This window comes from Streptomyces sp. 2131.1 (assembly GCF_900105515.1).
GTDB classification, from domain to species: domain Bacteria; phylum Actinomycetota; class Actinomycetes; order Streptomycetales; family Streptomycetaceae; genus Streptomyces; species Streptomyces drozdowiczii.
This window is the reverse complement of record NZ_FNSY01000001.1, coordinates 1,309,709-1,332,324: the sequence shown is the minus strand read 5'-3', so window position 1 is coordinate 1,332,324 and position 22,616 is coordinate 1,309,709. Positions and strand designations below refer to the sequence as shown.

Sequence of the window (22,616 nt, the reverse complement as noted above, 5' to 3'; positions counted from 1 at the left end):
TCCAAGGCAATGTTTGTGTGGCTTCCATGCACGTAGCTCATGACAGGGGGACACGATGAGCCTGCGGCAGATGGAGTACTTCGTCACGGTGGCCGAGGAGTCCTCCTTCACCCGGGCCGCCGAACGGCTCCACGTAACCCAGCCGGCGCTCTCCCACCAGATCAAGGCCCTGGAACGGGCCGTCGGCGGGCCCCTCCTCGAACGGCTGCCGCGCGGCGTGCGCCTCACCGCGATGGGCCGCGCCTTCCTGCCCCACGCCGAACGCTCCGTCCGCAGCGCCGCCCAGGCCCGCCGCGCCGCGCGCGCCGCCGCCGGGGCCCAGGGCGGCGAACTGCACATCGCCACCGTCCACGCCATCGCCGTCGGCGTCCTCCCCGACGTCTTCGCCCGCTGGCGCGCCGCCCACCCAGGGGTCGGTCTCGTCCTCCACGAGTACGCCACCACCGAGGCCCTGGAGGACCGGATCGAACGCGGCACCGCCGACCTCGCCGTCGGCCCGCCGCCCACCGGCTGGAGCGGCCCGGTCGTGCCCGTCGGTACGGAGGACGTCGTCATCGTCGTCCCCTTCGACGACCCGCTCGCCGGACGCGCCTCGGTCCGCCTCCAGGAGCTCGCCGACCGCTTCTGGGTTCGCTGCGCCATGGAACCGCTCGTGGACGGCGTCCCGTTCCTCGACCGCGCCTGCGCCCGGGCCGGTTTCAGCCCCCGTACGGCGGTGCGCACCGAGCACACCTCGACCGCGGTACGGATGGCGGCGGCCGGGGCCGGCATCGCCACCGCCCCCGCCCACGTCGTACGGGGAGCGGTCGGCGAGGACTGCGCCCTGCTCACCGTGGACCCGCCCTGGCGGCGCGAGCTCGCCGTCTTCTCCCGCGTCGCGCTGACCGGCGCGGCCGCCGCGTTCACCGACCTGCTCGCCGACGTCCGGCGCGGCGCCGAGGCGCCCCCGGTGTCACCCGGACGGCCGCGCGCCGAAGGCGACGGGCCCGTTCAGGTGATGCCCTGAGGGGGACCGCGCCGCGCACCGGCGCACCGACGCGACCCGGGGGAACGCCATGCAGTCCGACGCGCCCCGCGACATACCGGCCCCGACCACATCGCCCGAACCCCGCGCCCTCGCCACCCGCCCCCGCCGGGCCGGCACCGGCCCGAGCCTCCTGGCACGCGGCGCGGCCCGGGACCCGTACCGGTTCTACCGGATGCTGCGCGAGCAGTACCCGCTCACCTACGACGCGCCCCTCGGCGCCTGGCTGGTCAGCCGGTACGACGACGTCACCGCCGCCCTCACCGACCCCCGGTTCACCGGCTTCCCGCACGACGGGGCGCCGAGGGGCGGCCCCGCGCCGCTCGGCCTGTGCCACGGCAGCCCGCGCTGCCTGCCCACCGACCGCTACACCGTGGTGACCGGCACCGTCCCCGCCGGGCTCGCCGAGCGAGTGGAACGAACCGCCTACGTCCTGGCCCGGCGCATCGCCCCCCGCCCCCGCGCCGAGCTCGTCGAGGAGTTCTGCCGCTGGCTGCCCGCCGCGTCCGGCGCGGACCCGGTCGGCGAGGACGGACCGGTCGCCCCCGCCGGCGCGGACGGCCCCTGCCTCCGGGACACCGCCCTGCGCCGCACCGCGCTCGCCTCGCTCCTCGCCAACCTGCTGGACGACCCCGACCTGCTGGCCGCCCTGCGCGTCGAACCCGCGCTCACCGGGCGGGCCTGGACGGAGTCGCTGCGCCGCGACCCGCCGGTTCAGGTCGTCCTGCGCCGCACGGTCGCCGAGGTCACCCTCAGCGGCGGCACGCTGCCCGCCCGGGCGCACGTCGCGTGCCTGGTCGGGGCCGCCGCCCGGGACCCGCAGCGGTTCGCCGCCCCGGACGCGTTCGACCCGTTCCGCACCGACCAGGACCGCGCCCTGACCGGCCCGCAGGGCTGCCCGGCCGTGGCGCTCAGCCGGCTGGAGGCCGAACGGGGGCTGCGCGCCCTGCTCGACGCGATGCCCCGCATCCGCTGGGAGGAGGGGTTCCGCCCGGCCGCCACGGGCCTGCTGACCCGGGGACCGCGCTCCCTCCTCGTCCGGCCGGGCTGAGCCTCACCCCCGTACCAGGAGCGCCACCGGCCGGTCCGCGAACAGGTCCGCCACCTCGGCCGTGCCGCCCGTGAACTCGCGGCCCGGCGCGAGGAGGTCACGCCACACCCCGTCGTCCGGCAGGGCCAGCCGCGTCCCGCGCCAGCCGCCGGACTCCGCGAGCCGCAGTGACAGCCGGGTCACCGCCGTGACGACCTCCCCGGACCGGCAGAACGCCACACAGTGCGCCGCCGCCGGGCCCGATGCGCGCAGCGGGGCGTACGTCCCCGACTCGCCGAACACCGCGGGCCGCTCCCGCCGCAGCCGCAGCGCCGCCGCGGTCAGCTCCGCCTTCTCGTCGGCGGGCGCGTCCGGCGACGGCTCCTCGAAGGGTCGCCGGTTGTCCGGGTCGACCAGCGCCAGGTACGTGCGCTCGGTGCCCTGGTAGAGGTCCGGCACTCCGGGCATCGTCAGGTGCACCAGCGCCGCCCCCAGCGACTGCGCCCGCACATGGGTGGCGAGCGGGGCGGCGAACTCCTCCACGAGGGACCGCACCGGCCCGGTGTCCGCGGCGGGCCCGGCGGCGATGAAGTCCGACGCCATCCGCTCGTACACCGGGTCGGGCTCCGTCCAGCTCGTGAACAGGCCCGACTCGCGCACCGCCTTCAGCAGCGCCGGCTCGAGCCGCGCCGCCCGCTCGTCCGCCGGAATCCCCGCGCAGCCCACCGCCGTCTGCCACGCCTGCCAGGCCAGCTGCGGATCGGGCGCCACCTGGGCGGACCGGTCGAGCCCCGCGACCAGCCCGGCCCACCGCCCCGGGCACTGCGACAGCACCGCGATGCCCGCCCGCACGTCGGCGCTGCGCTTCGTGTCATGCGTCGTCAGGGCCGTCCCGGTGGCGGGCCAGTCGCGGGCGAGCCGGGTGCAGAAGGCGTGGAAGTCCTCCGGCTCGACGGCCGGGTGCCCCGGGTCGCCGCCCACCTCGTTGGCCGAGATGAGCGGCAGATAGCGGTAGTACGCGGTGTCCTCGACCGCCTTCGCCCGCAGCGCGGACGACGTCTGCGCGAACCGGGCGCAGAACGCCGCCCGGTCCCCGCCGGCACCGAGCCGCCCCAGCGCCAGGTCCCGCACCACGTCGACGGCCGAGGCCTCCTCCCGTACGGCGAAGACCGCCTTGGCGTCGCTCACCGTCGTCGCGTCGAGCGTCGCCCCGGCCGCCTCGGAGCAGGGGCCGCCCGCCGTCACGTACGGGCGGTAGACCGGGACGCGGACCAGCAGCTCGCGCACGGCGGTGCGCAGCGCCCAGGGGGCGTGGTCGCGCAGCGCGGGGTCCCCGGCGCAGATCCGGGACGCGAGGCGGGTCAGCAGCTCGGTCTCCGCCGCCAGTTCATGGGTGACGACGCGGTACGCGGCCCGGCGCACGGTCGCCGTCCAGTAGCCGCCCCGGTCGCCGGCGGGGGACGCGGCCTCGCGGTAGTGGCCCAGCAGCTCGGCGGCGCCCCGGGGGTCGGTGAAGAGGCCGTCGATCCGGTACAGCGCGTCGTATCCCGTGGTCCCGGCGACGGCCCAGCCGGCCGGCAGCTGCTCGGAGCCGGTGAGGATCTTCTCCACCACCGTCCACACCCCGCCGCTCTCCTCGGAGAGCCGCGACAGGTAGCCGGCCGGGTCGGCGAGCCCGTCCGGGTGGTCGATGCGCAGGCCGTCCACGACGCCGTCCCGGACCAGTTCGAGGATCTTGCCGTGGGTGGCGGCGAAGACCTCCGGGTCCTCCACCCGTACCCCGATCAGGTCCGAGATGGTGAAGAACCGGCGGTAGTTCAGCTCGGTGCGGGCCAGCCGCCACCAGCCGAGCCGGTAGTGCTGGGCGTCCAGCAGCTCCGGCAGCGGGAGGTGGGCGGTGCCGGCCCGGAGCGGGAACTCCTGCTCGCCGTAGCGCAGCACCTCGCCGTCGATCCGCATCCCGTCCATCTCGTCGCCGATCCGGCCGCCCAGCACCGGCAGCAGCATCCGGCCGTCGCCGGCCGCCCAGTCGATGTCGAACCAGCGGGCGTACGGGGACTCCGGGCCCTCGCGCAGCACCTCGCGCAGGGCGTGGTTGTGGCGGGGGTCGGCCGCCATGTGGTTGGGCACGATGTCCAGGACCAGGCCGAGCCCGTGCTCGCGCGCCGTGTGCGCGAGGCGCCGCAGCCCCTCCTCGCCGCCCAGCTCGGCCCGGACGCGGCCGTGGTCGGTGACGTCGTAACCGTGCCGGGAGCCGGGCACGGCCTCCAGGACCGGTGACAGATGCAGATGGGAGACGCCGAGCGAGGCGAGATACGGAACGGCGTCCTCGGCGGCCCGGAACGGGAACTCGGGCTGGAGCTGCAGCCGGTACGTGGCGGTAGGCGTCATGGAGACCTTCGTACCCACATCCGGCCCGCCTGTGTCACCCCGCCGGGCACAAGGGCACGACGGGGTGACGCGGGCGGCGCCGCATCCCGGTCAGGCGGGCCGTTGCAGCACCACCATGCTGCGCCCCACGAGCGTCACCCGTTCGCCCGCGGCCACCTTGGGTCCGGCGCCTGTCAGCACCCCGGCGGGGCGGGCGGTGTCCACCACGGCGTGCCACTGCCGGCCGTGGTTGACGGGCACCGCGAACTCCAGCGCGTCGGCGCTCGCGTTGAACATCAGCAGGAACGAGTCGTCGGAGATCCGCTCCCCGCGCGGGCCCGGCTCCGAGATGGCGTGCCCGTTCAGGAACACCGTCAGGGCCTTGGCGTGGGCGGCCTGCCAGTCCCGCTGGGTCATCTCCTGGCCCTCGGGGGTGAACCAGGCGATGTCGGAGAGATCGTCGTGCGTGCCCTCCACCGGGCGGCCGTGGAAGAAGCGGCGGCGGCGGAAGACCGGGTGGTCGCGGCGCAGCCACACCATCGCCCGGGTGAACTCCAGCAGGCTCATGCCCGCCGCCTCGTCGTCCGGCTCCTCGTCCTCCTCCTCGTCCTCGCCGTCGGCGCCCAGCGCGGCGGCGGGTTCGGGCCAGTGCACCCACGACAGCTCGTTGTCCTGGCAGTAGGCGTTGTTGTTGCCCTGCTGGGTGCGGCCGAACTCGTCGCCGTGGCTGAGCATGGGCACGCCCTGCGACAGCATCAGCGTGGCGATGAAGTTGCGCATCTGACGCTCGCGCAGCTCCAGCACCTCGGGGGCGTCGGTCTCGCCCTCGGCGCCGCAGTTCCAGGACCGGTTGTGGCTCTCGCCGTCCCGGTTGCCCTCGCCGTTGGCGTCGTTGTGCTTGTCGTTGTACGAGACCAGGTCGTGCAGGGTGAAGCCGTCGTGGCAGGTGGTGAAGTTGATCGACGCCAGCGGGCGCCGCCCGTCGTCCTGGTACAGGTCCGACGAACCGGTCAGCCGTCCGGCGAACTCCGCGAGGGTCCGCGGCTCGCCCCGCCACAGGTCGCGGACCGTGTCCCGGTACTTGCCGTTCCACTCGGTCCACAGCGGCGGGAAGTTCCCCACCTGGTAGCCGCCCTCGCCCACGTCCCACGGTTCGGCGATCAGCTTCACCTGGCTCACCACGGGGTCCTGCTGTACCAGGTCGAAGAACGACGACAGCCGGTCCACCTCGTGGAACTGGCGGGCCAGTGTGGCCGCCAGGTCGAAGCGGAAGCCGTCCACATGCATCTCGGTCACCCAGTACCGCAACGAGTCCATGATCATCTGGAGCACGTGCGGCGACCGCATGAGCAGGGAGTTCCCGGTGCCCGTGGTGTCCATGTAGTAGCGCTGGTCGTCGGTCAGCCGGTAGTACGAGGCGTTGTCCAGCCCCCGGAAGGACAGCGTGGGCCCCAGGTGGTTGCCCTCGGCGGTGTGGTTGTAGACCACGTCGAGGATCACCTCGATGCCCGCCTGGTGCAGGGCGCGCACGGCCTGCTTGAACTCCAGGACCTGTTCGCCCCGGTCGCCCCAGGAGGCGTAGGCATTGTGCGGGGCGAAGAACCCGATCGTGTTGTAGCCCCAGTAGTTGGCGAGCCCCGCGTCCGCCAGCCGGTGGTCCTGCACGAACTGGTGCACCGGCATCAATTCGATCGCCGTGACGCCCAGCTCCGTCAGATGGGCGATGATCTCCGGATGCGCCAGCCCGGCGTACGTGCCGCGCAGCTCCTTGGGCAGCCCCGGATGGAGCATCGTCAGGCCCTTCACATGGGCCTCGTAGATCACCGTGCGGTGGTAGTCCGTACGGGGGCGCCGGTCGTCGCCCCAGTCGAAGTACGGGTTCACCACGACCGAGGTCATGGTGTGCGGGGCGGAGTCCATGTCGTTGCGCGCGTCCGGCTTCCCGAAGGGGTAGCCGTAGACCTCCTCGCCCCACTTGATCTGCCCGGACACCGCGCGCGCGTACGGGTCGAGGAGCAGCTTGGCGGAGTTGCACCGGATGCCCCGCTCGGGTTCGTACGGGCCGTGCACCCGGAACCCGTAGCGCTGACCGGGCATCACTCCGGGCAGATACGCGTGCCGGACGAACGCGTCGGTCTCTCTCAGCTCCACCGCCGTCTCGGAACCGTCGTCGTGCAGCAGGCACAACTCGATTCGGTGGGCGGCCTCCGAGAAGACCGCGAAGTTGGTCCCGGCGCCGTCGTACGTGGCACCGAGCGGGTACGCCTGTCCCGGCCACACCTGCATGGATTCGACTCTTCCAGTTCTGCCGCGGTCGCCTGGGGAACTACGGGACCGCCTGGGGGCCCCGGCCCAGATCTTCCCCGAAAGAGCCCCCCTTACCTAGGACGTCGGCCGGTCGGTCAACCTCGTGCCTCTCCGTGTCGCCCGGAACCGGCCTCTGATCGCATCCTGTCCACGGCTGTCCGGTTCACGGTCCTCGCTGGGGTGTTTAATCACTATGAATCAGCTCACTCCAGTCGAACCCGGCGACCGGAACAGGTCTGATTCCATGGGGAGTTGGTAGAGGAGCCTGCGCATCCGGCTGCACCGGCTCCCGCTCCCGGAGTACCCTTCCTTGATCGTTGGTGGGGGAGTGGAAGGCGGTGCGTGGGTGAGCTCGGGAGGGTTCGAGCTGCCCCCTGGTGACGCGGCTCACGAGGGGGACGTGGCCGAGGTCCCGCCCGGGGCGGTCTCGCTGGCGCAGCCCCTGGAGATCGGCGCGGAACTGGACTGGGGCGCCGACGCCTGGAGCGAGGTGCGCACGCGCGCCCAGCGGGCCGGGCGCGCCTATATCTGGCTGAATCTCGTCGAACAGCGGCTGCGCGCCGTGGTCGCGGCGGTGCTCCGGCCGATCTACGAACCCGTGCACGGCGAGGACTGGGTGGTGGCCGCGGCCGGGCCCGCCGGCCAGGAGTGGGTGCAGCGCGCCGTCGCCGTGCGCGAGGTCTCCCGCCGCAAGGGCTATCTGCTCGACCCGGCCGACGACAACGTCCTCAGCTTCCTCACGCTGCCCCAGCTCCGCGAGCTGATGGTCCAGCACTGGCCCTGCTTCGAGCCGTACTTCGACGACCGCCGCGACGTCGAACTGGCACTCGACGAGCTGGAGGTCGCACGCAACGTCGTCTCCCGCAACCGCGCCCTCAACGAGGCGGTCCTCGCCCAGGCGGAGCGGGCCTCGTCCCGGCTCCTGGAGATGCTGGGCAGCGGGGCGGCCGTGCCCTCCTCCGACCGGCTCCCGGTCGACGCCGTCGAGGAGCTGGTGGGCGACCGGTACGCGGACGTGGTCTCCGTCCACTCCGACCGGGTCCGCCTCCAGCGCCAGCTGCCCGCCGAGGACCTCTTCGGCGACGCGCGCCGGCTGGACGCGATCGGGATAGGGCTCAACCTCCTGGTGCAGAACTTCTCCGGACGCCGCCTCATCCGGCTCGCCGAGTCGGGCTGCCGGATCCGGCTGCTCTTCATCAACCCGGCCAGCAGCGCGGTCAAGCGCCGTGAACGGGAGCTCGGCCTCAAGAAGGGCGAGCTGAGCCGGTCCGTGGAGATGAACATCCTGCACATGCGGCGCGTGCGGTCCAAGCTCCGCGACCCGGGCGCCTTCGAGATCCACGTCTTCGACGAGACCCCGCGCTTCACGGCCTACCTGGTCGACGGCGACGGGGCCGACGCGGTCGGCGTCGTGCAGACCTATCTGCGCCGGGCGCGCGGCATGGAGGCGCCGGTGCTGGTGCTGCGCGGCGGCGGGCGTGCCGTGGTACGGGCGGGGCAGGGGTACGAGCACGGGCTCTTCGAGACCTACCGCGAGGAGTTCGAGTCCGTGTGGACGGACTCCCGGCCGGTCTCCTGACGGCGTTGTCAGTGGCCCGTGCGAGGGTGGTCGACATCCGGGGGAGCACCACGAAGGAGGTACGGGATGAGCTGGCACCGGCACGCGCTGGTCGGCTTCGATCTGGAGACGACGGGGACGGACCCGCTGGAGGCCCGGATCGTGACGGCCGCGGTGATCGCCGTCGACGGCCGGGACGGTGAGCCGGTGGCCCGGCACAGCTGGCTGGCCGACCCGGGCATCCGCATCCCCGCCCAGGCCTCCGCGATCCACGGCATCAGCAACGAGCGCGCGGCCGCCGAGGGCCGGCCGGCCCGTGAGGTCGCCGACGAGATCGCCGACACGCTCGCCGGGTACTGGCGCCGGGGCACGCCCGTCGTGGCGTACAACGCGGCCTTCGATCTCACCCTGCTCACCGCCGAGTTGCACCGCCACGGGCTGCCCTCGCTCGCCGACCGGCTCGACGGCGCCCCCGTCGGCCCCGTCATCGACCCGTACACCATCGACCGGGCCGTCGACCGCTACCGCAAGGGCAAGCGCAACCTGGAGGCGGTCTGCGTCGAGTACGGCGTGGTCCACGGCGGAGCCCACGACGCGACGGCGGACGCGCTGGCCGCGGTGCGCGTGGCGTACGCGATAGCCGCCCGCCACCGCGTCGTCGCCGAACTTCCGGCCGACCGGCTGCACGAACGCCAGATCGCCTGGTACGCGGAGTGGGCCGCGGACTTCCAGCAGTTCCTCCGCCGCAAGGGCACGGCGGACGCGGTGGTGGACGGCCGATGGCCGGTGCGGGAGCCGGTGCGCACGACCGCCTGAAGCGCGCGTCACGCCCGTCCGCGTGGTGTCCTCAATCGCCGGACGGGCTGGATCGTGCCGCCTGCCGTCTTCTGCCCGCGGCCGGAAATCCAAGCCCGTCCGGCGATTGAGGACAATCGATCGGCGGGCGCCCGGGCCACCTCCGCCGTGAGGAGGGCCAATCCAAGCCCGTCCGGCGATTGAGGACAAACGCTGGACCGGCACGCCGGGGGCACCCAGCCGACTCAGAACGGATACCACCGCACCGAAGGGTCCCCGTCCCGCAGGGACGCCACCCTGCGCCGGAACTCCGCGAGAGCGGCCGCGTTGGACGGCGCGTGTTGCGCCACCCACGCACAGCTCGCCGTCTCCCGCGCCCCGCGCAGCACCCCGCAGCCGTCCCACTCGCGCACGTCCCACCCGTACGCATCGGTGAACGCGTCATAGGCGTCGGCCGCCAGGCCGTACCGGTCGCGGGACAGGGCGAGGACCACCAGATCGTGCTCGCGCAGGTCCGAGGAGAAGGTCTCCAGGTCCACCAGGACCGGCCCGTCCGGCCCGACATGGACGTTGCGCGCCAGCGCGTCGCCGTGGATCGGACCCGGCGGCAGATGCGGGACCAGCGCCGCGGCCGCCGCCGCGAAGCCGTCGCGCCGCTCGCGCAGATACGCCGCGTCGGCCGGGTCGATCGCGTCGCCCGCCAGCCGCAGCCACCGCTCGACGCCGCCCAGCAGCTCCCGGCGCGGCAGCGCGAAGCCCTCCGGGGCGGGCAACGCGTGCACGGCGCCGAGCAGCGGGGCCAGATCGCGCGGCTCGGCGGGCCGCACCGCCTGTGGCAGCCGGTGCCACACGGTCACCGGGTGGCCGTCGACCGCCCGGGCCGTCTCCCCGGCAGCCCGCACGGCGGGGACTCCGGACGCGGCGAGCCACCGTGCGACGGCCACCTCGCGCTCGGCCCGCTCCAGCAGTTCCGGGTGGCGCACGGCGTCCCGGCCGACCTTGACGACGAGGTCGCCGGAGGCGAACACCGCGTTCTCGCCGAGCGCGATCAGCTCCGCCCCACCGGGGAACCCGGCGGCGGCCAGCACCTCGCGCGCTTCCATCTCGTTCATGGCCCGATTTTCGCATCCGTGCAGGTTGCCTTGACGAACCGGCGGTCCGTCAGCACGATGACGGAGGCCACCTGAGCGGCCAGAACGGCAAGAAGCCGGTCGATCGACGCAAAGGGGGCGTAAGTATGACATTGGCGAGTGCAACCGTGCGGTCCGGGCGCCACGGACCTCCCGGCAACCGCACCGACGGACGGCCCGACCGGGGTGCCGGAACCTGGTTCCTGGTGCTGCCGGCCCTCATCCCGATCCTCGTCCTGAGCGTCGGCCCGCTGCTCTACGGCATCGCGCTGGCCTTCACCGACGCCCAGTCCGGCCGTACGCGCTCCACGCAGTGGACCGGCACGCTGAACTTCCAGGACCTGCTGCACGACGGGCTGTTCTGGGAGTCGTTCCGGATCGGCCTGGTGTGGGCGGTCGGCGTCACCGTCCCGCAGTTCGTGCTCGCGCTCGGCCTCGCGCTGCTGCTCAACGAGAACCTGCGGATGCGCTGGCTGGCCCGGGCCCTGGCGATCATCCCGTGGGCGATGCCCGAGGTTGTCGTCGGCATCATGTGGCGCCTCGTCTACAACCCGGACGCCGGCATCCTCAACGAGACCATCCGCGACCTGGGGCTCGGGGACGGCCGGGACTGGCTGACCGGGCTCGCCACCGCGCTGCCCGCGGTCATCCTCGTCGGCGTCTGGTCCGGGATGCCGCAGACCACGGTCGCCCTGCTGGCCGGGCTCCAGAACACCCCGCACGAACTCCACGAGGCCGCCGCGCTGGACGGGGCGGGTGCGTGGCGCCGGTTCAGGACGGTGACCTGGCCCGCCATCAGACCGGTCGCCCTCTCCATCACCGCGCTCAACTTCATCTGGAACTTCAACTCCTTCGCCCTGGTCTACGTCCTGACCAACGGCGGCCCCGGCGGCCGGACCAGGCTGCCGATGCTCTTCGCGTACGAGGAGGCCTTCCGCTACGGACAGTTCGGCTACGCCGCCGCGATGGGCTGTGTGATGGTCGCGGTGATCTCCGTGATCCTCGCCGTGTATCTCGCCGGCCGGCTCGGGGGAGGCGACGAGCGATGAGCATGCGTACCAAACGGTCCGTGCGCGCCGGGCAGTACGTGGCGCTGCTGTGCTACCTGGTCTTCCTGGCGTTCCCGTTCCTGTGGCTGATCTCCACCGCCTTCAAGCCCGCGCCGGAGCTCGGCTCCCTGCACCCGACCTGGATCCCGCAGCACCCGACGCTGGACAACTTCCGGCAGGCGTTCGCCGAGCAGCCGCTGCTGCGGGCCGCCGCCAACTCGCTGATCGCCGCGCTCTCGGCCGGGCTGATCGCCGTCCTGATCGCGACCCCGATGGCCTATGTGATGGCCCGCCACCGCACCAGGCTCTCCACGGCAGCCACCGGCTGGGTGGTGATCAGCCAGGCGTTCCCGTTCGTGCTGCTGATCATTCCGCTGTTCCTGGTGCTGAAGAACCTGCACCTGATCAACACCCTCTGGGGGCTGATCATGGTCTACGTGGTGTGGGCGCTGCCCTTCGCGCTGTGGATGCTCGTCGGCTACGTACGGGCCGTGCCGCGCGAGCTGGAGGAGGCGGCGGCGGTCGACGGGGCCGGGCGGCTGCGGACGCTGGTCTCCGTCACCGCCCCGCTGCTGGCGCCCGGGATCGTCGCCACGGCCCTGTTCGCGTTCATCACCGCGTGGAACGAGTTCTTCTTCGCCCTCGTCCTCCTCAAGACCCCGGAGAAGCAGACCTTGCCGGTCGTACTGACGCACTTCCTCGGCGCCGAGGGTGCAAGCGACCTCGGGCCGCTCGCCGCCGCCGCGTTCCTCGCCACCCTCCCGTCGCTCGTCCTGTTCGCCGTGATCCAGCGGCGGATCACCGGCGGCATGCTGGCCGGGGCGGTGAAGAGCTGATGCGCGCGCTCGTACGCAACGCCGCCGCGGCGGCCACCGCGCTGGCCCTGCTGCTCACCGGCTGCGGCGGGGGCGGCGACGGCGACACGGACGGGAGGATCACGCTCCGCTTCCAGTCGCTGGCCTGGCAGAAGGAGTCCGTCGACATCAACAAGCAGCTGGTGAAGGAGTGGAACGCGGCCCACCCGGACATCCACGTCGAGTACGTCCAGGGCAGCTGGGACAGCGTCCACGACCAGCTCCTCACTTCCTTCGAGGGCGGCGAGGCGCCCGACATCATCCACGACGCCTCCGACGACCTCGCCGACTTCGCGTACGGCGGCTACCTCGCCGACCTGCGCCCGCTCCTGCCGAAGGGGCTGACCGACGCCATCCCCGGCAACAGCTGGGAGACGGCCACCTTCGACGGCGGGGTCTACGGCGTGCCGTTCCTCCAGGAGCCGAGGGTCCTGATCGCCAACACCAAGATCCTCAAGGCGTCCGGGGTCCGCATCCCCACCCCCGAGGAGCCGTGGAGCTGGGCGGAGTTCCGGAAGGTGACCGAGGAGCTGACGGGCAAGGGCCGGTACGGGGTCGCCTGGCCGCTCAAGGAACCCGTCTCCGTCACCCTCAACCTCGGCCTCGCGGCGGGCGGGCAGCTCTTCCACCGGGGCGCCGACGGCAAGGTGACCGTCGCGATGGGGGAGGGCGACCAGGTCGTGCCCGGCACCATCCACGACCAGGTCAACACCGACCACAGCGCCGCCCGCACCGCGCTCGGCATGGGCGGCGGCGACACCCTGCCGGGCTTCTTCGGCGGCAAGTACGCGATGGTGCCGCTCGGGTTCTCGTACCGCCAGCAGGTCGTCGAGCAGGCGCCGGAGGGGTTCGAGTGGACGGTGCTGCCCGCCCCGGCGGGCCGGGACGGACTGGCGCAGGGGGTGAGCCCGCAGACCCTGTCCGTGGCCGAGGACAGCCCGCACAAGAAGGAGGCGGTCCGCTTCATCGACTTCCTGCTCAAGCCCGCCAACATGGTCCGCCTGGCCAAGGGGGACTGGATGCTGCCCACCGGCACCGAGGCGCTGGCCGACCCCGCGCTGCACACCGCGCACCTGGGCTGGGCGACGGGCGCCGCGCTCGCCGGGTCGCTGCGCTCCGCCCCGGCCCAGTCGGTGCGCGGCTACCCCGAGTGGAAGGACAAGGTGGCGACGCCCGCGCTCCAGGAGTACTACAGCGGCGCGATCGACGCCGCCGAGCTGAAGAAGCGTCTGGTGACCGACGGCAACCGGGTCCTGGCCCGCTACCAGCGCTGAACGCGTGGGCCCTCCTCCCGGCGTCCGGGAGGAGGGCCCACGTACAAGAGGGGATCAGACGCCGACCCGCTCCGGCTCCTCGCCGCCGCGCGCCGGTGCGGTCACCGCCGGCGCGTCGTCGTACGACTCGTCGTGCGTCATGTCCGGCAGCCACCGCAGCCACGTCGGGAAGTACCAGTTGCGCTCGCCCAGCAGGGCCATGACGGCCGGGAGCAGCACCCCGCGGATGATCGTCGCGTCGATCAGCACGGCCGCCGCGAGGCCGACGCCCATCTGCTTCATGGACTGCATCGACAGCGTGCCGAAGATCGCGAACACGGCGACCATGATCACGGCCGCGCTGGTGACGACCCCGGCCGTGGTGACCACGCCGTGGGCGATGGCGTCCCGGGTGTTGCGGCCCTGGAGGCGGGCCTCACGGATACGGGAGACCACGAACACGTGGTAGTCCATCGAGAGCCCGAAGAGGATCACGAAGAGGAACAGCGGCAGCCAGGAGATGATCGCGCCGACGCCCTCCGCGCCCACCAGCGAGGCGCCCCAGCCGTGCTGGAAGACGGCCGTCAGGATGCCGTAGGCGGCGCCCACCGAGAGCAGGTTGAGGACGATCGAGGTGATCGCGACCGTCAGCGACCGGAAGCAGAGCAGCATCAGCAGGAAGGCGAAGACGACCACGAAGGCGAAGACCGGCACCACCGAGCCCACGATCTGGTCGTTGAAGTCCTTCGAACCGGCGACCTGTCCGGTGATCGGCGCCTCGACCCCCGGCACCTTGCCGAACGTCGCCGGACGCACCGTGTCGCGCAGCAGGTCCAGGCTCTTCTCGGCCTTCTCCTGGTCCGAGCCGCCGACCAGCGGTACGTCGATGACCGCGACGTTCGCCGCGTCGTGCGTGACGATGTCGACCGGGCCCTTCGAGGCCCCCGAGGCGACGGCCCGGCGGCGGAACTCCTCCAGTGCCTTGCGCACCGGGGCGGCGCCGATGTCGTCGGCCTTCACCACGACCTGCGCCGGGTCGGCGCCCCCGGGGAACGCCTCGTTCAGCCGGTCGTAGGTCCGCACGATCGGCAGCGAGTCGCCGAACTCCTGGTCCAGGGTGAGGTTCTGGGTGTGCATGCCGAGCGCGGGCAGCGCGATCGCGGCGAGCGCGCCGGCGGCGACCACGAGCGCGGTCCACGGGCGGCGCAGCACCGCGGTGAGCACCGCGCGCCACACCCGGCTCTCGCCGTCCGCGCCGCCGCGCTCCGAACGCTTCGAGCGGTTCAGGAACGGCACCCGGCCCTTCTCGACCCGCTCACCGAGCAGCGAGAGGAGGGCCGGGAGCACGGTGACCGAGCCGACCATGGCGACGGCGACGACCATCAGCGAGGCCAGGCCCATCGCCTCGAACTCCGCGATGCCGGTGAACAGCATGCCCGCCATCGCCACGCAGACCGTCACACCGGAGACCACGATGGCGCGGCCGCTGGTCGCGGCGGCGATCATCAGCGCGGTCCGGGGGTCCCGCCCCTTGGCCCGCTCCTCGCGCTCGCGGCGCAGGTAGAACAGGCAGTAGTCGACGCCGACGGCCAGTCCGACCAGCAGCATCACGGAGTTGGCGGTGTCGCTCATCGGCTGGAGGTGGCTCACCACGCCCATCAGGCCCATGGTCGCGATGATCGCGGTGAGCGCCAGGGCTACCGGGAGCAGTGCGGCGACGAGCGCGCCGAAGGCGATGAGCAGGATGCCGAGCGCGACCGGCACGGCGGAGAACTCGGCGCGCTGGAAGTCGCTGCCGAAGGCGTCGTCGAACGTCTTGCCCATGCTGGCGCCGCCGATCTCCTCGATCAGCAGCTCCTTGTGGGTGTCGTCCACCTTCGCGACGGCGTCCAGGACGGGCCCGACGCGCTCGCTCGCCGTCTCGGGGTCGCCCCGCATCTCGAACTGCACCAGCGCGCTGTGCCCGTCGGCCGAGATGGACTTGGTGGTGTACGGCGAGGTGACGGCGGTGACCTCACCGGTGGCCTGGACGGCCTCGATCACGTCCTTCACCGCCGCGCGGAACTCCGCGGAACCGGCCACGGCCCCGCCCTCGCCCTCCGACTGGACGAGGACGGTCTCGCCTGCCGGGTCCTTGAGCCCCGCGTCCTCGATGATCTGCACGGCCCGGCCCACCTCGCCGGACATCTGGTCGCTCTCCTTGACGTCCACCCGGCCCGCCGCGGAGCCGAGGCCCATCGCCAGCACGACGAACAGCACCCAGACCGTCACCGCCGCCCAGCGGTGCCGGGCGCTCCAGCCGCCCGCCCGGGCCGCGATGCCCCGTACCCGCGGCTCCCGCGTCCGCGCCGAATCCACACTCCCCATGACGGGCCTGCCCCCTTGTGCCCGGCACCGGCCCACCGCCGCCGCCTCCCGCATTCGAAAGTAGGCGCCGCGTAAGGCCATCTCGTCATGCTCTCTGCCGAGCCGGGAGCGGTGGGCCTCCGCCCTGGGGACGGTGCCTGCCCCTCAGAAGGGGGAATGAAGCCCCTTACACGTAAAGGTGGTCGGGGCATCGGGGAGCAGGTGCGGGCGTCTTGTGACGAAAGATTGACGACTGCGTCAGAGCTGTATGAAGGCCTTGAACTGCGCGCGTCAATCGGTCAGGGTTTCGAGCCAACCCCCGGAGATCTTCCGGCCGGGGGCCAATCCCCCCACAAAGAATGACGAGGAGACCCCTCTTCATGGCCATTCACAAGCGCGCACGCCGGTTCAAGCTGACCGCCTCCATCACGGCGGTGGCGGCTGCCGCCGGCGTGACCCTGATGGGCAGCCCCTTCGCCGGAGCGACACCCGCCCCCGCGATGGGCAAGATCTACGGTGCCGACGCGGCGACCGCGGTCTCGGGCAGCTACATCGTGATGCTGGACCGGAAGGCGGACAAGGCGGAGCTCGCCAAGGAATACGGCGGGAAGCTGAAGCGCAACTACAGCTCCGCCATCAACGGCTTCTCCGCCAGCGGCCTCTCGGAGACCGAGGCCAAGCGGCTCGCCGCCGACCCGGCCGTCTCCAAGGTCGTCCAGAACAAGAAGTTCCACATCGACGCCACCCAGGACAACCCGCCGTCGTGGGGCCTGGACCGCATCGACCAGGCGGAGACCGCCGGCGACAACGCGTACACCTATCCGGACAGCGCGGGCGAGGGCGTCACCGCGTACGTCATCGACACCGGTGTCCGCACCACCCACGAGGAGTTCGGCGGCCGGGCCAGCTCCGGCTTCGACGCGGTCGACAACGACGACAGCGCCGACGACGGCAACGGCCACGGCACCCACGTCGCCGGCACCATAGCCGGGTCGACGTACGGCGTCGCCAAGAAGGCCAAGATCGTCGCCGTCCGCGTCCTGGACGACTCCGGCTCCGGCACCACCGAGCAGGTCGTCGCCGGCATCGACTGGGTCACCGAGAACCACCAGGGCCCGTCCGTCGCCAACATGAGCCTCGGCGGCGGCGCCGACGAGGCGCTCGACGCGGCCGTCCAGAAGGCCATCGCCTCCGGCGTCACCTTCGCGGTCGCCGCGGGCAACGAGTCGAGCGACGCGGGCGAGGGCTCGCCCTCCCGCGTCCCCGAGGCCATCACGGTCGCCTCGTCCACCGTGGACGACGAGCAGTCGTCGTTCTCCAACTACGGCTCGGTCGTGGACATCTACGCCCCGGGCTCCGACATCACCTCGTCCTGGAACGACAGCGACACCGGTTCCAACACCATCTCCGGTACGTCGATGGCGACCCCGCACGTCGTCGGCGCCGCCGCCGTCTATCTGGCCGGGCACCCGGACGCCACCCCGGCCGAGGTCTCCCAGGCCCTGACCGACGGGGCCACCCCGGACGCCATCAGCAACGCCACCGCGGGCACCGCGAACAAGCTGCTGAAGATCGTCGAATAACAGCGCCATCCACCGGCGGCCACCGCGCTCTCCCCCACGGGGCGCGGCGGCCGCGCGGTGCGCCGTCACCGTCCTACGCTTGCCCCATGACAACCGTTGCGGGCGGGAGGCGGGCATGACCGGACCGACGCCGGGCGTGGCCGCGGCCATCGAGGGCGAGCTCCGGCTCCTCGACCCCCTGGTCCGGGCCTCCGCCGAGCTCCTCGACCAGGTGCTGCACCCCGACTACCGCGAGGTGGACAGCACCGGCCGCCACTGGGACAGGTCCACGATCATCGATCTGCTCGTCTCGGGCCTCGCCCCGGGACCGGGGCGGCTCACCGCGTCCCGGATGAGCGGTATCCACCTCGCCGACGAGCTCGTCCACGTCACCTTCGACACCGAGGCCAAGGGCAGGCACGCTCACCGCAGTTCGCTCTGGCGCCGCACCGCGGCCGGCTGGCTGCTCTACTACCACCAGGCCACGCCCTTCGAGGCCGCACCCGGCTACTGAAGCCCCGGCTACTGAAGCCCCGGCTGCTGAAGCCCCGGTTGCTGAAGCCCCGGCCGCCGAGCCCCCGCGTCAGCCCCGGGGCGCCCGCCGGGCCCGCGCCGCCCACCGGCCGTCCGTCCGGCTGATGTGCACCGGGTGCCCGAAGCACTCGCTGACCCGGTCCGTGGTCAGCACCTCGTCCGCCCCGCCCGAGGCCAGGCACCGCCCGCCGCGCAGCAGCATCGCGTGCGTCGTCGAGGCGGGCAGCTCCTCCAGATGATGGGTCACCAGCACGGTCGCCAGCTCCGGGTGCTCCTCGCGCAACGCGTCCAGACTGTCCAGCAGCTGTTCCCGGGCGGCCAGGTCGAGGCCGGTCGCCGGTTCGTCGAGCAGCAGCAGCCGGGGCTGCGGCATCAGGGCGCGGGCGATCAGCGTCCTGCCGCGCTCGCCCTGCGACAGCGACGGCCAGCGCGAGCCCGTCTTGCCGCCCATGCCCAGCATCTTCAGCAGCCGCTCCGCGCGCTCCCGCTGCCCCGGGCCCGGCGACCAGCGCGGCACCGGCTCGACGGAGTTCGTCAGACCGGTCAGCACCACCTCGCTCACCGTCAGCGGGGAACGCAGCGGATGGCGCGGATTGACATGGCCGAGGAGCGTCCGCAGCTCCCGCAGGTCCACCCGCCCCAGCGTCCGGCCCAGCACCTCGACCGAACCCCGGGTGGGGTGCGTGACCGCCCCGAGCAGCCCGAGCAGCGTGCTCTTGCCCGCCCCGTTGGCCCCGAGCAGCGCCCAGTGCTCCCCGCCGTGCACGGTGAGCGAGACCGAGTCGAGCAGGACGTTCCCGTCGCGTACGAGCGAGACCTCGTCGGCCCGGACGACCGGGACCGGGGCCGTGGCGGCGGCGGGGGACAGGGGTGCGGTGGTGGTCACGTGCGGCTGCTCCTTCGTACGGGCGCGAGCGGCTTCCTGCGCACCGGAAAGCCTATCCGTGCCCCGTACACGCTCCTCGTCCGGCACCTGTCGCCTTTCTTCAATACCGGCCGCACGCCCGTGCCTAGGTTGGGGTGCATGAAGACCGAGCACGCCCACATGACCGAATGCGCCGCCGAGGCCGCCCGTGTGGCCCGGGGCGTCAGCGCCCGACAGCTGGAGGCGACCGCCACCCCCTGCGCGGACTGGGACGTCCGCACGCTCATCAACCACTGGGTGCTCTACACCTCGCACGGCATGGAGCACCGCGCCCTGCGCACCGAGCTGCCCGAGGAGCTGATCGCCCGCGACTTCACCGCGGACGCCGACTGGGCCGAGCGTTACGCCACCCAGCTCGACCGGGCCGTGGCCGCCTGGTCCGACCCGGCCGTCTGGGAGGGCACCATCGGGGAGGGCGAGTCCGCGTCCCCGGCCGCCGACACCGCCGCGATGCTCATCGAGGAGATCGCGCTGCACGGCTGGGACGTGGCCCGCGCCACCGGCCAGGAGTTCCGGCTCTCCGACGAGGCCGCCGCTCACGTACTGGGGACCGTGGAGAAGACCGCCGCGCTCTACCGCCAGTACGAGGGGTTCACCGACGAGGTGGCCGCCCCCGGCGCCACCGGGTTCACCCGTGCGCTGGCCCTGAGCGGACGCGACCCGCGGTGGACCGCGTCCTGAGAATGGCCCAGGCCCAGGGGTGCCGAATGGACCGGAGTAGTGCGCCACCGGCTGGCTAGGCTCGCCCCATGACCACTCACCGAGCCCCGGAACAGGGCAGGCCCGTCGTCGACTTCTACTTCGACCCGGCCTGCCCGTTCGCCTGGATCACCTCACGCTGGATGCTGGAGGTGGAGCAGCACCGCGACATCGAACTCCGCTTCCACGTCATGAGCCTCTACCTGCACAACATCGGCAACGAACTCCCCGACTGGTACCGGGACCTCGTCGACCGGTCGATCGGCCCCGTACGGGTGGCGGCGGCCGCCGCCGAGGAGCGCGGCGAGGAGGTCCTGCGCGACCTCTACATGGCCCTCGGCAGCCGGATCCACCAGCAGAAGAACGAGGACTTCGACGAGGTGATCGCCCAGTCCCTCGCCGAGCTGGACCTGCCCGCTCACCTCGCGGACGCCGCCCACGACGACGCGTACGACGAGGCCGTGCGGCGCAGTCACGAGGCCGGCCAGGACCCGGAGGCGGGCGGCTACGTCGGCACGCCCACGATCCACGTCGACGGGACCGTGTGGTTCGGGCCCGTGCTGCGGGCGATCCCGCGCGGCGAGGAGGCGGCCCGGCTGTTCGACAGCTTCCGGGTGCTCGCCGGCCACGCCGACTTCTTCGAGCTCAAGCGCACCCGTACGGGCGGCATCGACGTCGGCTGAGCCGGCCCGCCCGGCCCGCCCGGCCCGCCGCTCGCCTCAGGCGCCGACCGCGACCGGCCGCGACGCGGTCGCGGTCGCCTCGTCGTACCGGTCCAGCAGCAGCCGGGCCAGCTCCGGGGCCGGGCCCAGCACCCCGGCCAGCACCTCCGCACCGGCCTCGGCCGCCCCCGCCGCGATGCGGTCCGGGAGACGGCCGGGCGCGATCACGTACGGGGCGACCGCCACGCGGCGGACGCCTTCCGCCCGCAGGGCCCGCACCGCGTCCTCGGTCCGGGGAAGGGATGCGGAGGCGAACGCAGGCCGCACGGAACACCAACCGGTGTGCCGCAGCTCCCGCGCGATTTCAGCGATCACTGCGATCGCCTCCGGGTCTGATGAGCCCGCCGAGGCCAGGACGAGCCCGGTCGAGCTTCGGTCGCCGGGGCGGACCCCGGCCTCGTACAGCCGCCGTTCCAGCGCGGCGTTCAGCAGCGGCGACGGGCCGAGCACCTTGGCCTGCCGCACCCGCAGCCGGGGCAGCGCCGCGCGGGCCTCGCGCAGCACCGCCGGGATGTCCGACTTCGCGTGGAACGCCCGGGTGAGCAGCAGCGGCAGCGCCACCACCTCGGGCGCGCCGTCCGCGGCCAGCCGTTCCAGGATGCGGGGCACGGAGGGCGCGTTGAAGTCCAGGAACGCCGTCTCCACGTGGAGCCCCGGCCGCTGCGCCCGTACCCGCGCGGTCAGCGCGTGCACGGTCGCGGCGTGCCGCGGGTCACGGCTGCCGTGGGCGATGACGAGGAGGACCGGAGAGGACATGGGTGCTCAGCTCTTGACGAGGAGACCGCGGCTGCGCAGCACCCACCGCTCCAGCGGACTGAAGATCAGCAGGTCGATGGCGATACCGACGATCAGGATCAGGAAGATGGCGAGGAAGACCATGGACATGCTGCTGGTCTCCCGGCCCTGTTCGAGCAACTGCCCGAGACCCACCCCCAGATCGGGCGAGGAGGCGATGATCTCGGCAGCCATCAGGGAGCGCCAGGAGAACGCCCAGCCCTGCTTCAGCCCGGCCAGGTAGCCCGGCAGCGAGGCGGGCAGCACGATGTGCCAGGTGCCGCGCAGCCCCGTCGCGCCGAGCGTCTTGCCGGCCCGCAGGTGCAGCGGTGGGATCTGGTCGACGCCGGCGACGAGACCGTTGGCGATCGAGGGCACGGCGCCCAGCAGGATCACCGCGTACATCATCCGGTCGTCCAGGCCCAGCCAGATGACCGCCGGCGGCACCCACGCCACCGAGGGCAGCGACTGGAGACCGGAGAGCACCGGACCGATCGCCGCGCGCACCACCTTCACGCGGGAGACCAGCAGTCCCAGCGGGGTGCCGATGACCAGGGCGAGCAGGAAGCCGAGCAGACCGCGCGAGACGCTGGTCCAGATGTAGCCGAGCAGGGTGCCCTGGGCCCAGGCGTTCGACACCTCGTCCCACACGAGGGCCGGTGACGGCAGCTTGTAGTCGTCGGTGACCTTCGCCCAGATCAGGATCTGCCAGACGACGAGGACGAGCGCCATCGCCACGACCGGGGGGAGCACCTTCTGCACCAGCACCTGGCGGACCGGCGTGCGGCTCACCCGTACCGCGTCGAGCGCGTCGAGCCCCGCCTCCAGACCGGCCAGGTCCTGGGCGTCGTCCTTCGGCGTCCGGGACCCGTCGGCGTCCTTGGCGGTGGTCTCAGTGCTGGCCATGTCGGCGGATCTCCCCACGCAGTTGTTCGGTGATCTCGACGGACAGTTCCGCGACGGCGGTGTCCTCGATGCGGCGCGGCTGCTCGATGTCGACCGTCCACTCACGGGCGATCCGGCCGGGCCGGGACGAGAGCAGCACCACGCGCTCCGCGAGGCGCACGGCCTCGCGGACGTTGTGCGTGACGAAGAGGACGGAGACGTTGGTCTCGCGCCAGATCCGGGTCAGTTCGTCGTGCAGCACATCGCGGGTGATGGCGTCGAGCGCGGCGAACGGCTCGTCCATCAGCAGCAGCCGGCTGTCCTGGGCGAGCGCGCGGGCCATCGCCACGCGCTGGCGCATACCGCCGGACAGCTCGTGCACCCGCTTGCCGTACGCCCCGCCCAGGCGGACGAGTTCGAGCAGCCGCTCCGCCTCCGGGCGGCGGTCCACGCGGGGCACGCCGCGCAGCCGCAGCGCCAGTTCGATGTTCTTGCCCGCGGTCAGCCACGGGAAGAGGGCGTGCTCCTGGAACATCAGGGCCGGCCGCCCGCCGGGGGTCTCGATGGACCCCGAGGACGGGTGGTCGAGCCCCGCCACCAGGTTGAGCAGAGTGGATTTACCGCACCCGGAAGCTCCCAGGAGGGTGACGAACTCGCCCGGAGCGACATCGAGCGTGATGTCGTCGAGGACGAGCTGCTGCCCCTGCGGCCCGCCGAAGGACTTCGAGACGTGGTCGATCCGGGCCGCGTGCCCGACCGCCGTACGGTCCTCGGCCTTGGTGAGCGTGGTCGTCGCCAT

At 72.8% G+C, this 22,616-nt stretch carries 19 protein-coding genes; 11 read left to right on the top strand and 8 right to left on the bottom strand.

The annotated features are described in order from the left end of the window. Positions 1 to 55 precede the first annotated feature (55 nt). Together BLW14_RS05935 and BLW14_RS05930 are read left to right on the top strand one after the other, a co-directional pair. Positions 56 to 1,006, top strand: a complete 951-nt coding sequence (locus BLW14_RS05935; RefSeq protein ID WP_093705059.1) for a LysR family transcriptional regulator — start codon at positions 56 to 58, stop codon at positions 1,004 to 1,006. A 49-nt stretch (positions 1,007 to 1,055) separates the two neighbouring features. Further along, positions 1,056 to 2,075, top strand: a complete 1,020-nt coding sequence (locus tag BLW14_RS05930; protein ID WP_093705057.1) for a cytochrome P450 — start codon at positions 1,056 to 1,058, stop codon at positions 2,073 to 2,075. A 3-nt stretch (positions 2,076 to 2,078) separates the two neighbouring features. Here the strand turns inward: BLW14_RS05930 and treY are convergent, their stop codons facing one another. Continuing rightward, a complete protein-coding gene (treY, locus tag BLW14_RS05925; RefSeq protein WP_093705055.1) occupies positions 2,079 to 4,445 on the bottom strand; it encodes a malto-oligosyltrehalose synthase in 2,367 nt (788 codons plus the stop codon). Positions 4,446 to 4,535: 90 nt separating this feature from the next. Beyond that, entirely contained in the window at positions 4,536 to 6,710 is a 2,175-nt protein-coding gene (gene glgX / locus BLW14_RS05920) for a glycogen debranching protein GlgX (protein WP_093705053.1), read from the bottom strand. 367 nt (positions 6,711 to 7,077) lie between these two features. On the opposite strand from glgX, the gene BLW14_RS05915 reads away from it, so the two are divergent. Beyond that, positions 7,078 to 8,310 carry an SAV2148 family HEPN domain-containing protein gene (locus tag BLW14_RS05915; RefSeq protein WP_093705051.1) on the top strand — a complete coding sequence of 411 codons (1,233 nt, stop codon included), beginning with the start codon at positions 7,078 to 7,080 and terminating at the stop codon, positions 8,308 to 8,310. A 66-nt stretch (positions 8,311 to 8,376) separates the two neighbouring features. After that, positions 8,377 to 9,105, top strand: coding sequence for a 3'-5' exonuclease (locus BLW14_RS05910; protein ID WP_093705049.1), 729 nt, complete (start codon positions 8,377 to 8,379; stop codon positions 9,103 to 9,105). A 224-nt stretch (positions 9,106 to 9,329) separates the two neighbouring features. Here BLW14_RS05910 and BLW14_RS05905 read toward each other — a convergent pair whose 3' ends face one another. Beyond that, positions 9,330 to 10,196, bottom strand: coding sequence for a phosphotransferase enzyme family protein (locus BLW14_RS05905; protein ID WP_093705047.1), 867 nt, complete (start codon positions 10,194 to 10,196; stop codon positions 9,330 to 9,332). A 125-nt stretch (positions 10,197 to 10,321) separates the two neighbouring features. On the opposite strand from BLW14_RS05905, the gene BLW14_RS05900 reads away from it, so the two are divergent. The 3 genes from BLW14_RS05900 to BLW14_RS05890 are packed head-to-tail and all read left to right on the top strand — an operon-like array spanning position 10,322 to position 13,391. Beyond that, positions 10,322 to 11,263 carry a carbohydrate ABC transporter permease gene (locus BLW14_RS05900; RefSeq protein WP_177153904.1) on the top strand — a complete coding sequence of 314 codons (942 nt, stop codon included), beginning with the start codon at positions 10,322 to 10,324 and terminating at the stop codon, positions 11,261 to 11,263. After that, complete coding sequence (locus BLW14_RS05895) at positions 11,260 to 12,099, top strand: carbohydrate ABC transporter permease (protein ID WP_093705043.1); 840 nt, start codon at positions 11,260 to 11,262, stop codon at positions 12,097 to 12,099. Before BLW14_RS05900 ends, BLW14_RS05895 begins: the two co-directional genes overlap by 4 nt. Further along, on the top strand, positions 12,099 to 13,391 hold the full coding sequence (locus BLW14_RS05890; protein ID WP_093705041.1) for an ABC transporter substrate-binding protein: 1,293 nt from the start codon (positions 12,099 to 12,101) through the stop codon (positions 13,389 to 13,391). The genes BLW14_RS05895 and BLW14_RS05890 overlap by 1 nt, the downstream gene beginning before the upstream one ends. Before the next feature lie 54 nt (positions 13,392 to 13,445). Here the strand turns inward: BLW14_RS05890 and BLW14_RS05885 are convergent, their stop codons facing one another. Further along, the gene (locus tag BLW14_RS05885) at positions 13,446 to 15,737 is read right to left on the bottom strand and encodes an MMPL family transporter (RefSeq protein ID WP_093705040.1); all 2,292 of its coding nucleotides are present in this window, start codon (positions 15,735 to 15,737) and stop codon (positions 13,446 to 13,448) included. 359 nt (positions 15,738 to 16,096) lie between these two features. On the opposite strand from BLW14_RS05885, the gene BLW14_RS05880 reads away from it, so the two are divergent. Together BLW14_RS05880 and BLW14_RS05875 are read left to right on the top strand one after the other, a co-directional pair. Then, entirely contained in the window at positions 16,097 to 17,299 is a 1,203-nt protein-coding gene (locus BLW14_RS05880) for a S8 family peptidase (protein WP_093705038.1), read from the top strand. Positions 17,300 to 17,414: 115 nt separating this feature from the next. Further along, positions 17,415 to 17,792, top strand: a complete 378-nt coding sequence (locus BLW14_RS05875) for a nuclear transport factor 2 family protein (RefSeq protein WP_093705036.1) — start codon at positions 17,415 to 17,417, stop codon at positions 17,790 to 17,792. A 69-nt stretch (positions 17,793 to 17,861) separates the two neighbouring features. Here the strand turns inward: BLW14_RS05875 and BLW14_RS05865 are convergent, their stop codons facing one another. After that, positions 17,862 to 18,698 carry an ABC transporter ATP-binding protein gene (locus tag BLW14_RS05865; RefSeq protein WP_093705034.1) on the bottom strand — a complete coding sequence of 279 codons (837 nt, stop codon included), beginning with the start codon at positions 18,696 to 18,698 and terminating at the stop codon, positions 17,862 to 17,864. Positions 18,699 to 18,836: 138 nt separating this feature from the next. Between BLW14_RS05865 and BLW14_RS05860 the strand changes: the two genes are divergently transcribed. Both BLW14_RS05860 and BLW14_RS05855 read left to right on the top strand, forming a co-directional pair. After that, a complete protein-coding gene (locus BLW14_RS05860; RefSeq protein WP_093705032.1) occupies positions 18,837 to 19,418 on the top strand; it encodes a TIGR03086 family metal-binding protein in 582 nt (193 codons plus the stop codon). Positions 19,419 to 19,486: 68 nt separating this feature from the next. Continuing rightward, complete coding sequence (locus BLW14_RS05855) at positions 19,487 to 20,119, top strand: DsbA family protein (RefSeq protein WP_093705030.1); 633 nt, start codon at positions 19,487 to 19,489, stop codon at positions 20,117 to 20,119. A gap of 36 nt (positions 20,120 to 20,155) precedes the next feature. Here BLW14_RS05855 and BLW14_RS05850 read toward each other — a convergent pair whose 3' ends face one another. Genes BLW14_RS05850 through BLW14_RS05840 form a run of 3 tightly spaced genes read right to left on the bottom strand, consistent with a single transcriptional unit; the run spans position 20,156 to position 22,616 of the window. Next, positions 20,156 to 20,914, bottom strand: coding sequence for a sirohydrochlorin chelatase (locus BLW14_RS05850; protein WP_093705028.1), 759 nt, complete (start codon positions 20,912 to 20,914; stop codon positions 20,156 to 20,158). Between the two features lie 6 nt (positions 20,915 to 20,920). Then, positions 20,921 to 21,838, bottom strand: a complete 918-nt coding sequence (locus tag BLW14_RS05845; protein WP_093705026.1) for an ABC transporter permease — start codon at positions 21,836 to 21,838, stop codon at positions 20,921 to 20,923. After that, positions 21,825 to 22,616, bottom strand: coding sequence for an ABC transporter ATP-binding protein (locus BLW14_RS05840; protein ID WP_093705024.1), 792 nt, complete (start codon positions 22,614 to 22,616; stop codon positions 21,825 to 21,827). The genes BLW14_RS05845 and BLW14_RS05840 overlap by 14 nt, the downstream gene beginning before the upstream one ends.

Coding starts and splice junctions, on each gene's coding strand:
- BLW14_RS05850 (WP_093705028.1), bottom strand. CDS start 20,914: ATGTCCTCTCCGGTCCTCCTCGTCATCGCCCACGGCAGCCGTGACCCG.
- BLW14_RS05935 (WP_093705059.1), top strand. CDS start 56: ATGAGCCTGCGGCAGATGGAGTACTTCGTCACGGTGGCCGAGGAGTCC.
- BLW14_RS05845 (WP_093705026.1), bottom strand. CDS start 21,838: ATGGCCAGCACTGAGACCACCGCCAAGGACGCCGACGGGTCCCGGACG.
- BLW14_RS05880 (WP_093705038.1), top strand. CDS start 16,097: ATGGCCATTCACAAGCGCGCACGCCGGTTCAAGCTGACCGCCTCCATC.
- BLW14_RS05895 (WP_093705043.1), top strand. CDS start 11,260: ATGAGCATGCGTACCAAACGGTCCGTGCGCGCCGGGCAGTACGTGGCG.
- BLW14_RS05890 (WP_093705041.1), top strand. CDS start 12,099: ATGCGCGCGCTCGTACGCAACGCCGCCGCGGCGGCCACCGCGCTGGCC.
- BLW14_RS05875 (WP_093705036.1), top strand. CDS start 17,415: ATGACCGGACCGACGCCGGGCGTGGCCGCGGCCATCGAGGGCGAGCTC.
- BLW14_RS05930 (WP_093705057.1), top strand. CDS start 1,056: ATGCAGTCCGACGCGCCCCGCGACATACCGGCCCCGACCACATCGCCC.
- glgX (WP_093705053.1), bottom strand. CDS start 6,710: ATGCAGGTGTGGCCGGGACAGGCGTACCCGCTCGGTGCCACGTACGAC.
- BLW14_RS05900 (WP_177153904.1), top strand. CDS start 10,322: ATGACATTGGCGAGTGCAACCGTGCGGTCCGGGCGCCACGGACCTCCC.
- BLW14_RS05855 (WP_093705030.1), top strand. CDS start 19,487: ATGACCACTCACCGAGCCCCGGAACAGGGCAGGCCCGTCGTCGACTTC.
- treY (WP_093705055.1), bottom strand. CDS start 4,445: ATGACGCCTACCGCCACGTACCGGCTGCAGCTCCAGCCCGAGTTCCCG.
- BLW14_RS05905 (WP_093705047.1), bottom strand. CDS start 10,196: ATGAACGAGATGGAAGCGCGCGAGGTGCTGGCCGCCGCCGGGTTCCCC.
- BLW14_RS05885 (WP_093705040.1), bottom strand. CDS start 15,737: ATGGGGAGTGTGGATTCGGCGCGGACGCGGGAGCCGCGGGTACGGGGC.
- BLW14_RS05860 (WP_093705032.1), top strand. CDS start 18,837: ATGAAGACCGAGCACGCCCACATGACCGAATGCGCCGCCGAGGCCGCC.
- BLW14_RS05910 (WP_093705049.1), top strand. CDS start 8,377: ATGAGCTGGCACCGGCACGCGCTGGTCGGCTTCGATCTGGAGACGACG.
- BLW14_RS05840 (WP_093705024.1), bottom strand. CDS start 22,616: ATGGCGACGACCACGCTCACCAAGGCCGAGGACCGTACGGCGGTCGGG.